This is a genomic window from Microbispora sp. ZYX-F-249 (assembly GCF_039649665.1).
In the GTDB taxonomy this organism is placed as follows: Bacteria; Actinomycetota; Actinomycetes; order Streptosporangiales; family Streptosporangiaceae; genus Microbispora; species Microbispora maris.
The window spans coordinates 394,853-407,887 of record NZ_JBDJAW010000002.1 but is presented as its reverse complement, the minus strand read 5'-3'; the positions used below and the strand labels follow the sequence as shown (position 1 = coordinate 407,887).

10 protein-coding genes are annotated in these 13,035 nt (G+C 75.3%); 3 read left to right on the top strand and 7 right to left on the bottom strand.

Annotation, left to right across the window (positions count from 1 at the left end; translation table 11 throughout):
• Window positions 1-14 precede the first annotated feature (14 nt).
• The 4 genes from AAH991_RS04325 to AAH991_RS04310 all read right to left on the bottom strand — a co-directional run bounded on the left by AAH991_RS04325 (window position 15) and on the right by AAH991_RS04310 (window position 3,716).
• Window positions 15-1,298 (bottom strand): endo-1,4-beta-xylanase, encoded by a 1,284-nt coding sequence (locus tag AAH991_RS04325; protein WP_346224410.1) that lies wholly within the window; start codon window positions 1,296-1,298, stop codon window positions 15-17.
• Window positions 1,299-1,456: 158 nt separating this feature from the next.
• Window positions 1,457-2,089, bottom strand: a complete 633-nt coding sequence (locus AAH991_RS04320) for a maleylpyruvate isomerase family mycothiol-dependent enzyme (protein WP_346224409.1) — start codon at window positions 2,087-2,089, stop codon at window positions 1,457-1,459.
• A gap of 38 nt (window positions 2,090-2,127) precedes the next feature.
• Window positions 2,128-3,396 carry an RNA polymerase sigma factor gene (locus AAH991_RS04315; protein ID WP_346224408.1) on the bottom strand — a complete coding sequence of 423 codons (1,269 nt, stop codon included), beginning with the start codon at window positions 3,394-3,396 and terminating at the stop codon, window positions 2,128-2,130.
• Window positions 3,393-3,716, bottom strand: a complete 324-nt coding sequence (locus tag AAH991_RS04310; RefSeq protein ID WP_346224407.1) for a YciI family protein — start codon at window positions 3,714-3,716, stop codon at window positions 3,393-3,395. Before AAH991_RS04310 ends, AAH991_RS04315 begins: the two co-directional genes overlap by 4 nt.
• A 138-nt stretch (window positions 3,717-3,854) precedes the next feature.
• Between AAH991_RS04310 and AAH991_RS04305 the strand changes: the two genes are divergently transcribed.
• Both AAH991_RS04305 and AAH991_RS04300 read left to right on the top strand, forming a co-directional pair.
• Window positions 3,855-4,625, top strand: a complete 771-nt coding sequence (locus AAH991_RS04305) for a sporulation protein (protein ID WP_346224406.1) — start codon at window positions 3,855-3,857, stop codon at window positions 4,623-4,625.
• A 142-nt stretch (window positions 4,626-4,767) separates the two neighbouring features.
• Window positions 4,768-5,607: an SCO6745 family protein gene (locus AAH991_RS04300; RefSeq protein ID WP_346224405.1), complete on the top strand. Its 840-nt coding sequence runs from the start codon at window positions 4,768-4,770 to the stop codon at window positions 5,605-5,607.
• Window positions 5,608-5,711: 104 nt separating this feature from the next.
• On the opposite strand, the gene AAH991_RS04295 is transcribed toward AAH991_RS04300, so the two are convergent.
• The 3 genes from AAH991_RS04295 to AAH991_RS04285 form a co-directional block, all read right to left on the bottom strand.
• Entirely contained in the window at window positions 5,712-6,821 is a 1,110-nt protein-coding gene (locus AAH991_RS04295) for a cation diffusion facilitator family transporter (RefSeq protein WP_346224404.1), read from the bottom strand.
• A gap of 174 nt (window positions 6,822-6,995) precedes the next feature.
• A complete protein-coding gene (locus AAH991_RS04290) occupies window positions 6,996-10,715 on the bottom strand; it encodes an ATP-binding protein (RefSeq protein ID WP_346224403.1) in 3,720 nt (1,239 codons plus the stop codon).
• Window positions 10,715-11,497 (bottom strand): GNAT family N-acetyltransferase, encoded by a 783-nt coding sequence (locus AAH991_RS04285; RefSeq protein WP_346224402.1) that lies wholly within the window; start codon window positions 11,495-11,497, stop codon window positions 10,715-10,717. The genes AAH991_RS04290 and AAH991_RS04285 overlap by 1 nt, the downstream gene beginning before the upstream one ends.
• A 157-nt stretch (window positions 11,498-11,654) precedes the next feature.
• On the opposite strand from AAH991_RS04285, the gene AAH991_RS04280 reads away from it, so the two are divergent.
• The gene (locus tag AAH991_RS04280) at window positions 11,655-13,031 is read left to right on the top strand and encodes an FAD-binding oxidoreductase (RefSeq protein ID WP_346224401.1); all 1,377 of its coding nucleotides are present in this window, start codon (window positions 11,655-11,657) and stop codon (window positions 13,029-13,031) included.
• Window positions 13,032-13,035: the final 4 nt, after the last annotated feature.

Genomic DNA, 13,035 nt, shown 5'->3' with positions numbered 1-13,035 from the left:
GCCGGTGGTGAACGTCAAAGGGACACCTCCACTTCGGCGTCACCGGGCTCGTCCAGGGCGAACGTGACCGTCCGGCCGCCCGCGGTGACCTCGTACTCGCCGAGGAAGCCGTCGAAGCGGACACGGCCGTCGTCGTCGGTGACCATCGTCGTCGGAGGCAGCCACCACTCGCCCTTGACGAGCGAGCGCAGCGCGTCGTACGACGGCTTGGGGGTGCCGTCGGCGCGGACGAAGCCGCCCGGGGCACCGAGCCAGCCGCCGTCCGACAGGCCCCAGTAGGTCGTCGCCTCCACGGCCGGGTGGGACAGCAGCGTCTTGTAGTGGCGCACGACCTCGTCGGCCTGCCGGGCCTCGCCCTCGGGCGTGCTCGGCCACTCGGGGATCTGGTAGTCGTTCAGGTCGACGATCTCCTCCGGCATGATGTGGCCGGAGACGATCGTCGTCTCGGTGAAGTGGATGGGCAGGCCGTACCGCGCGAAACGGTCGATCGTGGCGAGCGTCTTCTCCTCACCCCAGTAGCCCTGGTGCATGTGACTCTGCAGGCCGAGCACGTCGATTTTGATGCCCGCCTCCAGGACGCCCTCGATCAGGCACTCGTACGCCGCGGACATGTCGAAGTCGTTGAGCAGCAGCGTGGCGTGGGGATTGGCCTCGCGGGCCGCGTCGAAGACCATCCGGACCATCGGGATCCGGCCGATCTCCCGGCAGATCCGGGTGATCCCGTTGTCGTACTTGTCGAAGATCGGCATGATCACGACCTCGTTGATGACGTCCCACATGTCGATGACGCCGGCGAAGTCGGTCATGTCGCGCCGGATCCGGTCCACCTGGGCCTTGGCGATCTCGGCGTTCGACAGGTCCATCAGCCAGCCGGCGGTCTCGGTGTGCCAGGCGAGCGGATGTCCCTTGACCGGGACGCCCCGGTCGGCGAACCACCGCGCCGTGGTGAGCAGCCGCTCGGTCTGCGGCCGTCCCCGGACCGGCTCGAACTGCCCCCAGTAGAAGGGCAGCGTGGCGAAGTTGAACAGGTCGAACCACAGGTCGGCGACCTCCTGCGACCCGGCCGCGGGGGACTCGCCCAGTGACCGCCGCTCGCCGGTGCCCGCCGAGGTATCGCCGTTGGCCAGCGGGATGAAGTCGAACCCGATGCAGCCGAACAGGAACTTGTGCCGGCGCTGCGCGACGACGACCTCCCGGCCGGCGAGCGGCGCTCCGTCCGCGGTCACGGTGAGTGTGGCGCCGGCGGTGCGGTGCTTCCTGATCAGCGGGTCGGGATCGAAACCGGAGCGGGACGGCATGAAAGGGCCTCCAGGAGTGCTCAGAGCGGAGGAGACCTCACCGGGAGCCCCGTCGCTCCGACCGGAGAGGTCCGTGATCTCGAGCACGTTAACGCGCACGACGCCCGAAAAGGCACAGACCTCCCCGGCTTCTGCGACCAGCGGCCGAAGCGGCGCGTTCAGCGGACGGAGCGGGTGAAGCGTGCGGCGGGCTCGCCGCGCAGCCGTCCCTCCGGCAGCCGGCGGCCGCACAGGACCAGCACCAGGTCCTGCGCGGCGCCGGTCAAGGGGGTGCCGGTCCCGAGCGACCAGTCCATGTCGTCGGCGCGTAGTTCAACGCCGTCCAGGTCGACGCCGAAATACCTCCGGCTCCGGGGCGACAGCGCGTTGTCGAGCAGGACGCGCAGCCGGTCGCCGGGAATCCGCCGGTCGATCCCCAGCGCCACGGTGACGTCCATGCCGTGGATCACGTCGTGGGACAGCGCGCCCGCGTAGCCGCCGCCCGGAGGCCGCCAGGGATGCCCGGCGTTGTCCCGCAGGCACGCGGTCAGCTCCCGGGGGCCGAGCGCCGCCGCGTCCTCGCGGGCGAGCCGGTCGGCCAGCCGGTCGAAGTTCCCCCGGGCCCGGACGAGACCGGCCAGCACGCTCGGCGCGGAGCGCCGGTACGGCATCGTCATGTGCGCGACCACCTCCCGCACCCTCCACCCCGCGCACAGCGACGGCGCGTCCCACGACCGCTGCGGCAGCTCGCCCAGCAGGTCGGCCAGTTCGCGGCGTTCCGCCGCTATCCGCCGTCGTACATCCGTGTCCATCGGTCTTCGCCCTTCCGTTCGTGCCGTACGTGTCCGATCTACCGACGATCGGGAACGGCCCGTACGGACACCTGTTCGAGGGCGGCGAGGCGGCGGGCGAGGTAGCGGCGCTCGGCGTCGGTGGCGGCCAGGCCGGCCGCCTCCCGGTAGGCCTCGGCCGCCTCGGCCGTACGGCCCAGGCGGCGCAGCAGGTCGGCGCGGGCGGCGGGCAGCAGGTGGTAGCCGGCCAGGGCGCCCGTCTCCCGGAGGGCGTCGGCCAGCGCCAGCCCTGCGGCGGGGCCGTGCGCCATGCCGACCGCCACCGCGCGGTTCAGCTCGACGACGGGCGAGGGGACCAGCCGGGCGAGCCGCCCGTACAGGACGGCGATCTGCGCCCAGTCGGTGTCCTCGGGGCGGGCGGCGGTGGCGTGGCAGGCGGCGATGGCGGCCTGCACCTGGTAGGGGCCGGGCCGCCCGCGCCGCAGCGCGCCGTCCAGCAGGGCCACGCCCTCGGCGATCCGGCCGGCGTCCCATCGGCCGCGGTCCTGGTCCTCCAGCACCACCAGGTCACCGGCATCGTCCAGCCGCGCGGCGCGGCGCGCGTGGTGCAGCAGCATCAGCGCGAGCAGGCCCGCCGCCTCGGGCTCCTCCGGCATCAGCCGCACCAGCACCCGGGCCAGCCTGATCGCCTCGGACGCGAGGTCGTGCCGTACGAGACCGGCGCCGGCCGTCGCCGAGTAGCCCTCGTTGAACAGCAGATACAGCACCGCGAGCACCGCCGGGAGGCGCTCCGGCAGCAGATGCGCCGGCGGCACCCGATAGGGGATGGCCGCGTGCCGGATCTTCTGCTTGGCCCGCGCCAGCCGCTTGGCCATCGCCTGCTCGCCGACCAGGAACGCCCGCGCGATCTCGGCCGTGGTGAGCCCGGCGAGGGTGCGCAGGGTCAGCGCCACCCTGGCCTCCAGCGCGAGCGCCGGATGGCAGCAGGTGAAGATCAGCCGAAGCCGGTCGTCCGGCACGCCCGGCTCGTCGGCGGCGTCGCCGTCCCGGGCCGCGAGCACGTCCGCCACCTCCCGTAGTTTGGCGGCGCCGGTGGCCGCCCGGCGCAGCCGGTCCACGGCCCGGTTGCGGGCGGCCGTGGTCAGCCACGCGCCGGGGCGGCGCGGCACGCCGTCACGCCGCCAGGTGCGCAGGGCCTGGGCGAAGGCGTCCTGCGCGCACTCCTCGGCCAGGTCCCAGTCGCCGGTCCAGCGGATGAGGGTGGCCACGACCTGCCCCCACTCCTCCCGGAAGGCCCGGTCGACGGCGGCCTCGACCGGCGACGTCACAGCTCTGTGAGCGGCCGGATCTCGATCGTGCCGTACGCCGCGGCGGGATGGGCGGCGGCGATCTCGATGGCCTCGTCCAGGTCGGCGCACTCGATCAGGCAGAACCCGCCGAGCTGCTCCTTGGTCTCGGCGAACGGCCCGTCCGACAGCAGCACCTCGCCCTCCCGCACGCGCAACGTGGTGGCGTCGCCCGGCGGGCGCAACCCGGCGCCTCCCCGGAGCACGCCGCGTTCCGCCATCGTCTCGGACCATCCGCCGCATCCGTCTTCGGCGTGCTCGGCCGCCGACTCGTCGCCGCAGATGAGCAGCACGTACTTCATCCGTCCTCCTCGGGCCCGTATCCCATCATGTCCGTACGACGATCGGAACGGCCCGGAAAGGACACCTCTGTACGGGGAACCGGGCGGCGGAACGGGTCGTTGGCAGCGGTGAACGGTCCGCGACCAAGGGAGTGATCGGTGTTCCGCAAGCTGATGGCCGCGTTCGGGGCCGGGGTCGAGGTCGACACGGTGCTGCGCGACCCCCACGTGCGCCCGGGGGAGACCCTGCACGGCGAGGTCCGCTTCAGGGGCGGGTCGTCCGACCACAGGGTGGACGGGATCACCGTCGACTTCACCGCCGTCGTGGAGGTCGAGCGCGGCGACCAGGAACACCACGCGACCTACAGCTTCCTGAGAGCGCCGGTGTCGGGGCCGTTCGACCTGCGCGCGGGGGAGGCCCGCGCGCTGCCGTTCGCGATCCCGGTGCCGTGGGAGACCCCGGTCAGCGCGGTGGGCGGGCGTCCGCTGCCCGGCATGCGGCTGGGCGTGGCGACGGAGCTGGCCCTCGCGGGCGCGCTCGACAAGGGCGACCTCGACCCGCTGTTCGTCAACCCGCTGCCGGCCCAGGACCACCTGCTGGGCGCGCTCGTCCGCATGGGCTTCCACTTCAAGCGGGCCGACCTGGAGCGTGGCACGCTCCGGGGCTCGGCCATGCCGTTCTACCAGGAGATCGAGTATCACGCCGGGCCGGAGTGGCGGCGCCACTTCAACGAGCTGGAGCTGACCTTCATCGCGGGGCCGCACTCGATGGACGTGATCCTGGAGGCGGACAAGCGGGGCGGTTTCCTCACCTCCAGCCACGACGTCTACAACCGCTTCCGAGTCGGGTACGGCGACCACCCCGGCGCGGTGGAGCAGACGCTGCGCGACGGCCTGGCCGCCATGGCCCGGCGCCGCGGCTGGTTCTGACCCCGCGCTCGCCGCCTACGACGACGCCGAGCATCGGCGAGCCGGCCGGCGCCGGGGCCCGGTAGGGGCGGCCGACGCGTGCCCGTACGGCTTCCACCCGCCCCGCGGCGGCAGCCGTACGGGGTGATCTAGCCTGGCGGGCATGGACGAGATCTGGCGGCTGATCGAGTGCTGCCACGCCCCGGTCTACTTCGCCCCCGAGGCGAAGGAGCGTTACGCCGCGGCAGGGCTCAAGGGCTTCTGGATGGGGTATTTCGCCTCCAGGTCGGCCGCGCTCGGCCCGGCCTCCCCACAGGTCGTCACCGCCGCGTTCTACAACTTCGCCCCGGCGATGGTCGCCCGTGCGATCCCCGACGCCTGGCGGTTCTGCCCGCCGGAGCAGGCGATCGAGGCGCGCCTGGAGGTAGCCGGCCGGTGCCTGCGCCGTCTGCTCGGGGGCCTCGCCGACCACGCGGACGTGCGGGAGGCGGCGGGCCTGGCGCGGACCGCGGTGGAGGCCTGCCCCGCCGCCGGGCGGGTGCTGTTCGCGGCGCACGCCGCCCTGCCGCCGCCCGGCGAGCCGCTCGCCGCGCTGTGGCACGCGCTCACCGCGCTGCGCGAGTTCCGCGGCGACGGGCACGTCGCGGCCCTCGTCACCGCCGGACTGGACGGCTGCGAGGCGAACGTCGTCGCCTCGGCGCTCGGACTCGTGCCGCCCGAGCAGCGGGCCTACCGGGGATGGACCGAGGGGGAGTGGCGGGCCGCGACCGGCCGGCTGCGCGAGCGCGGCGTGCTCGACCGCGAGGGCGTCATGACCGAGAGGGGCCGCCGGGAGCGCGACGCCGTCGAGGCCCTCACCGAACGCCTGGCGCGGGCGCCGATGGACGCCCTGGGCGAGACCGGGGTGGCCCGGCTCGCACGGCTCCTGCGCCCGCTCGCCGCACGGATCGTCGACCGGGGAGGACTGCCCTTCCCCAACGCCATGGCGATGCCCCGCCCCTGAACAGATCGTCACGCCTGCGCACCGTCGCGCCGTCACGTCCTGGCGCCGTCACGTCCTGGCGCCGTCGCGTCCTGGCGCAGGTCCGCCGCGCGTCTCGTGCCCGGTCATCCGGGACGGTGCCGGACGAGGCCGGCCGGAGGGTGGTCGTGCCGGTGGCCGTCGAGGACGGCGTGGTGGTCCACACCGTCGCGGGCCAGCGGGTCGGCGTGCACGATGGCGGCCGTCAGCCGGGGAATCGCGTGAATCAGGTTGTGCTCGGCCTCGGCGGCGACCCGGTGGGCCTCCACCACCGTGACCGCGGGGTCGACGACGACCTCGCACTCGGCCCTGAGCCGGTGGCCGATCCAGCGCAGCCGCACCTGGCCCAGGCCGAGCACGCCGGGCGTCCCCCGCAGGGCCGCCTCCGCGCGGTCCACGAGCGCGGGGTCGACGGCGTCCATCAGCCGGCGGCACACCTCCCGCGCCGCCTGCCGCAGCACCGCCAGGATCGCGACCGTGATGAGCAGGCCGACGGCGGGGTCGGCCCAGGTCCAGCCGAGGGCGGCCCCTCCGGCGCCGGCCAGCACGGCCAGTGAGGTGAAACCGTCGGTGCGGGCGTGCAGCCCGTCGGCGACGAGGGCCGCCGAGCCGATCTCCCGCCCGACGCGGATGCGGTGGCGGGCGACCAGCTCGTTCCCGGCGAAGCCCACCAGCGCCGCCGCCGCGACGGCCCCCAGATGGGAGACCTCCTGCGGCTGCAGGAGCCGTCCGATCGCGGCGTACGCCGCGGCGATCGAGGAGGCGGCGATCGTCACGACGATGACCACACCGGCCAAGTCCTCGGCCCGGCCGTACCCGTAGGTGTAGCGGCGGGTGGGCGGGCGGCGGCCCAGCAGGAACGCGATCCCGAGCGGCACGGCGGTCAGGGCGTCGGCCGCGTTGTGCAGGGTGTCGCCCAGGAGCGCGACCGACCCGGACAGGGCCACCACCGCCGCCTGGACCAGCGTGGTCGCGCCGAGACCGGCCAGCGACACCCACAGCGCGCGCATCCCCCGGGCGGACGACTCCATCACCGGGTCCACCTTGTCGGCGGCCTCGTGGGAGTGCGGGCGCAGCAGATGCGCCACCCGCGCCCGGACCGTCCCCGTCCCCGGACCCCGCCCGTGCCCGTGACCGTGCCCATGACCCCGCCCGTGCCCGTGCCCGTGCCCCGGGCCCGCCTGTTCCTGGCTCATGGCACCCACAATGGCGCGGAAAACCCGCCGCAGCACCTCGACAACAGCGGGTGCGGCGCAGGTGCGAGCGTGCCGCACCTGCCCGCGCCCGGAACCCGTCCCGGGCCGCGTCCGGAACCCCGCCCAGCGCCGGGTCAGGAACCGGAGCGGGCACCGCGCCCGGACGCCCCGGCGTCAGCCGGCCGCGCCGCCGGCTCGTCCGGAGTCCGCCGCGCCCGCACGGATCTCGCGCAGCAGGGCCTCACTGCGGCTCACGAGGTGAGGCAGGCCGAGCCGCCGGTGCGCGTCCCACGCGGCCTCGGCGTGCGCCAGGGCGGCGGCGCCGTCACCGATCCGGTGCAGGAGCCCCGCGACCACGTCGTGCAGCGTCCCCCACGACAGGCACCCGGTGCCCATCGTCATGAGCTCACCGGCGATCGGCCGCAACTCGGCGAGCAGCTCGCCGGGATCGGGCCGGCCGAGCCGGACCGCGACCAGGCCCCACTGCCAGGAGACGAACTGCCACGTCCAGTCGCGGGGCCGCGCCGCGCCCCAGCGGTCGATCAGGCGGTGGGCCAGGTCGAGGTCGCCGGTCCCCAGCGCGGCGAGGACGGCCGTGGGCCGCGCGATCAGGTTCGACTCGTCGCCCGCGGCCTCGACCAGCTCCGCGAGCAACGGGCTGGGACGCCCCTGACACCAGTCGGCGAAGAACGCGTAGATCAGCTTGAGGACGTCGGGCCCCCACAGGCTGGTGCGGCGGAAGCTGCCGGTGCCCAGGGCCGCCAGCCGGTCCATCTCCGCCCAGTCGCCCTCCAGCATCGCCCGCCCGGCCGCGGCGTACGCGACCTGCGTCTCGAGTTCCGGCATCCGCACCTCGGCGGTGAGCCGCAGGCAACGGGCCAGCTCCGCGTCGTAGTCGGCGAGCAGCCCCGCCTTCAGGAACTTGGGCATGCGGTGCAGACGGGCGACGATCTCGGTGGCCCTGGGCAGGCCGGGCAGGCCCAGCATCTCCTCGGCCGCCCGGTAGCGCTCCTCCTCGTGCTCGGGCGTCCAGGCCGCGATGACGAAGTTGTTCAGCGTGCGGGCCAGCAGCAGGGGGTCGCCGGTGCGCCGGGCCAGCTCCACGGCCTCCAGCGCGTGGCGGCGGCCCTCCTCGCGCCGTTCGCCGTAGTACAGCTCGACGCCGAGCGTGCCGAGCAGCTCCGCGCGGGTGCGCACGGCCTCCGGGCCGAGCCGGGACAGCTGATCCTCCAGCACGGACACCATGCGCCGGTCCACCACGCCGTACGCGCGCCAGTTCCAGAGGGTCACGCCGCCGAAGACGGTGGCCGCCTCGATGACGGCGGCGTCGTCGCCGACGCCGGTCGCGAGCGTCACGGCCTCGTCCAGCGCGCGGCGCGCCCCTTCCACGTCGCCGGTCACCCGCAGGGCCTTGCCGAGGCCGATCAGCAGGGCGCAGCGGGCCGCCGCGGGCCCGGCGGCGAAGGCCTCGAGGGCCTGCTCCCAGTGCAGGACGGCCTCGTCGTAGGCGAGCCGGGCCGTCGCCTGCCCGGCCGCCTCGACGGCGTACGACACGGCCTTGTCCGCGTAGCCGACCCTGGCGGCCAGCCCGAAATGGTGGGCCAGGGCGGGCAGCCGCGAGCCGGCCTCGCCCCACCGCAGGGTCTCGATGGCCTCGCCCACCCGGCCGTGGAGCTGGGCGCGCTGCCTGCGGCTGAGCCCGGAGTACAACGCCTCCTGCACGAGGGCGTGCGAGAAGCGGTAGTCCCAGCCGCCCTCCACCTCCAGCAGCAACCCGGTCGCGACGGCCGGTTCGAGCAGCATCATCACCCGGGCGCCGCCGACCCCGGTCGCGGTCTCCAGCACGTCGGCGCCCACGTCCCTGCCGATCACGGCGGCCGCCCGCAGCAAAGTCTGGGAGTCCTCCGGCAGCCGCGACACCCGCTGGTTGATCACGTCGCGCACACCGTCGGGCACCGCCAGCGCGAGCACGTCCGTCACGCCGACCCGGTCGCCGGGGTGCGTGCTGGTCAGCAGGCGCAGCAGCTCGCCGAGGAAGAACGGGTTGCCGCCGGTCCTGTCGTGCAGCGCGGGGGCGAGCTCCGGCCCGAGCCCGGTCCGGCCCGCCTCGCGCAGGTAGTCGGCGATCTGCTCGGGAGTGAGCGGAGCGACGGTCATCCGTTCCGTGCCGCGCTGGCGGGTCAGCTCGCCGAGCGCCTCGGTCAGCGCCTGCCTGTCCACCGCCGGTTCGGGCCGTACGGTGGCGAGCACCAGGAGCGGGACGCGGTGCAGGTCGGCGCCGAGGAAGGTGAGCAGCTTCAGCGAGGCGGCGTCGGCCCAGTGCAGGTCCTCCACCACGACCAGGACCGGTGCGGCCGAGGCCCGCCGCGCCAGCGCCCGCGCCACGCTGTCGTGCAGCAGGAAGCGGGCGGTGTCGGGGTCGGCCGTGTCCGTCCGGTCGCCGTCGAGGAGGCGGTGGGCGAGCCGGGCGAGATCGCCGCCCGGCTCCCCGCCCGGCTCCCCGCCCTTGACGGTCGCCGTCGCCCGGCCGGTCCCCGGAGCGTCGCCCGTTCCCCGGGTGCCGGCCGTTCGTGGAGCCCGGGCGGTCTCCGGGGTGCTGCCCGTCACCAGAGCGCGGTCCGTTCCCGGAGCGCCGCCCGCGTCGAGGGCCGTGGCCGGGGCGTCGTGCGCGTCCAGGGCGTTGAGCGCCTGGATCCAGGGCCAGAACGCGGGCGCGCCGCTGCCCTCGACGCACCTGCTCCAGGCCACCGCGGCCCCGTGCTCGGCGGCCATGCTCGCGGCGGCCTCGGCGAGGCGGGTCTTGCCGATGCCGGACTCCCCGCTCACCAGGAAGACCCCGCCGACGCCCCGGCGCAGGTCGTCGAGCCGCTCGGCGATGCGCCGCAGATGCGGCTCCCGCCCCACCAGCCCCCGTCCGAGCGGTCCCCCTCCGGCCGCGTCCCCGGCGATCTCGTCACCGGCCTCGCCGTACGCGCGGCCGTCCTCCGCAGGTGACGCGCCGCCCCCTGGGCCCTGCCCCGGCGGCACGGCGATCACGGGGGCCCACACACCGGCCGGCGACTCGTCCTGGAGGAGGATGGCCTGCTCCAGCCTCCGCAGCTCGGGACTCGGATCGAGGCCCAGCTCGTCGCCGAGGAGCGCGCGGCAGCGCTGGTAGGCGGCCAGCGCCTCGGCCTGTCTGCGCTCCCGGTAGAGGGCCCGCATGAGAAGCGCCCACAGGCCCTCGCGGTAGGGGTCCAGTTCGAGCAGGCGCTCGACCTCGACCGTCACCTCGGCCGCCCGTCCCAGGGCGAGCCGGGCCTCGGCGCGTACGGTCAGGGCGGACAGGCGGATCTCGCTCAGGCGGGCCACGGTGGACCGGGCGAACGGCTCGTCGGCCAGGTCGGCCAGCGGCTCGCCCCGCCACAGCGCCAGCGCCGGGCCCAGGATCCGCTCGGCCTCCTCGGGGCGGCCCGCCGCCAGGGCGGCGCGCGCGGCCTCCGCCGCCCGGCCGAACCGCTCGGCGTCGACCTGGTCCGGCTCGATGTCCAGCAGGTAGCCGGGCTCCCGCGTACGCAGGACCCGGGCGGGGGAGCGCGGGCTGCGCCGGGGTTCGAGCGTCCTGCGCAGATGTGAGATGTACGCCTGGAGCGTTCCCGTGGCGCTCGAAGGCGGCTCGTCCCGCCACAGCCGGTCGATGAGCTGGTCGAGGGGCACGACGTGGGGCGCGTTCAGCAGCAGGAGCGCCAGCACGGCACGCTGCTTGCGGGGCCCGAGATCGAGGGTCGTCCCCGTGCCGTCGGCCACCTCCAGTGTGCCGAGGAGGCGGAAGTCCAGTTCGGGGCCCTGACGACCGTCCCGGCCCTGGCCCCGGCGCGGCGCCCCTGGGCGCGCGCCGTCGATGCCCGTGCGCATCACAACTCCCGAACGAGCCAGGCGGCCCAGGGTCGGATTTCTGGCTCATGATACCCATATGTCCGCTCGTTCTCGGGAGGTAAACCGGAGCCGGTTCCGTCCGTGAATCCGGCGCTCCGCAACAGCGCGCACACGCCCTCGTCACCGGGGCCGGGGAGGAACCACACGGCGCGTACGCCGTCCGCGCGCAACTCCATGAGCAGGTCGTCGAGCAGGCGGCGGCCCAGCCCCCGGCCGTGGTGCGGGGCGGCCACGGCGAGCGCGTGCAGCAGGGCCGACCGCGGGACGTGCCCGGGGACACCGGTCTGCCGCCGCGTCCCGGTCTCCGGCGCCCCGGTGCTCTCCCGCTGCGCCCCGCTCTCGGGCAGCACGCTCTCGGGCAGCGTCCCGGCCTCGGGCAGCGCGGTCTCGAGCAGCGCGGTCTCGAGCAGCGCGGCGGCGAGCGGGGCGGCGCCGGACGGGAGGGCGAGGTCGGTCAGCACGTAGAGGCGGCACCGCGCGGCCGGCACCACGCGCAGAGCCTCTTCGAGCGCCGGGCCGATGACACGGGCCCCCGGCGCGCCCGGGTGCGCCGGCACCTCGCGCAGCAGCAGCGTGCCGGCGGGCGCGGCGGCATGCCCGGACCCGGCATGCCCGGACCCGCCATGTCGGTCGCCGGCGGAGCGGGGGCGCGCGTCGGGCCGGACGCCCGGCCGGGTGACGGACGCCGGATCGCGACGGGGATCGGGCGGGCCCGGGTCCCCGTCGTACGGCGGCTGGTTCTTGTCGGACGGCGGCGGCATCGCCCCAGCGTGCGGGGGAGGTCTTGGAAGCCACTAGGACATCTCTAGGCGGCCTTCTGCCGCACGGCGGAACACCGGCCCGATCGGCGCAAGCGAACACCAAGACCCCGATGCGACAACTGTTCCCGTCACAGACGACGACATCCGAAGGACGGACATGCACAGCACCATCGAAGACGCGCTGCGGGGACGGATCGCCGGCCTGGTCCTGGCTCCTGGGCAGGACGGGTTCGAGGAGGAGGCCGCCGGGTTCAACCTCGCCGTGCGCCACCGGCCCGCCGTGGTCGTCGCGGCGCGCGACGCCGGCGACGTGGCCGCCGCCGTACGGCTCGCCGCCGAGCACGGGCTGCCCGTGGCCGTGCAGGCGACCGGCCACGGCGCCGTGCAGGCGGCCGACGGCGCGGTCCTGATCAGCACCCGCGCCATGGGGGAGGTCGTGGTGGACCCCTCCGCCCGCACCGCCACGATCGCGGCGGGGTGCACGTGGGGCGAGGTCGTCGCCGCCGCGGCGCCGTACGGCCTGGCACCGCTGTGCGGATCGTCGACCGGCGTCGGCGTGGTCGGCTTCACGCTCGGCGGCGGCCTCGGGCCGATCGCGCGGACCTTCGGCTTCGCGGCCGACCACGTGCGGGAGCTCACCGTCGTCACCGGGGACGGCGTGATCCGCACCGCCGACGCCGACCGCGAGCCCGACCTGTTCTGGGCGCTGCGCGGCGGCAAGGCCGGGTTCGGCGTGGTCACCTCGATCACAATCGACCTGCTTCCGCTCACCGGCCTGTACGGCGGCGGCCTGTTCTTCGCCGCCGAGGACGCCGGGCGGGTCCTGCACGCCTACCGCACCTGGACCGAGACGCTGCCGGAGACCACCACCACCTCGGTCGCGCTGCTGCGCCTGCCCCCGCTGCCCGAGCTGCCGCCGCAGCTCAGCGGCAAGTTCGTGGTCCACCTGCGGGTCGCCCACGTGGGAGAGGGGCAGGAGGCCGAGGCGCTGCTGGCCCCCATGCGGGCCGTGGCCGAGCCGGTGCTCGACGCCGTCGGGCCCCTGCCGTACGCGGCGATCGACTCCATCCACCGGGACCCGACCCAGCCCATGCCGGTCGCGGAGCGGGGCGCGCTGCTGCGCGAGCTGACCGCCGAGACCGTGGAGGCGCTGCTCGCGGTCGCCGGGCCGGCCGCGCAGGTCCCGCTGGCCGTGGTCGAGCTGCGCCAGCTCGGCGGCGCGCTCGCCCGCCAGCCCAAGGAGCCGAACGCCGTGGGCGGGCGCGACGCCGCCTTCACGCTGCTGGCCATCGGCGCGCCGGTGCCCGAGCTGATGGACACGGCCGTGCCCGCCGCCGTACGGGCCGTGGTCGAGGCCGCCGCGCCCTGGTCCACCGGTGGCGCGCAGATCAACTTCCAGGGCGGCGCCCTGGCCCCCGAGCAGATCTCCCGGGCCTGGCCCGAGGAGACGCTGCGGCGGCTGGTGAAGCTGCGCGAGGTCTACGACCCGGCGAACCTGTTCCGCTTCGGACACGTCGTTCCCCGCCAGGGGTGAGCAT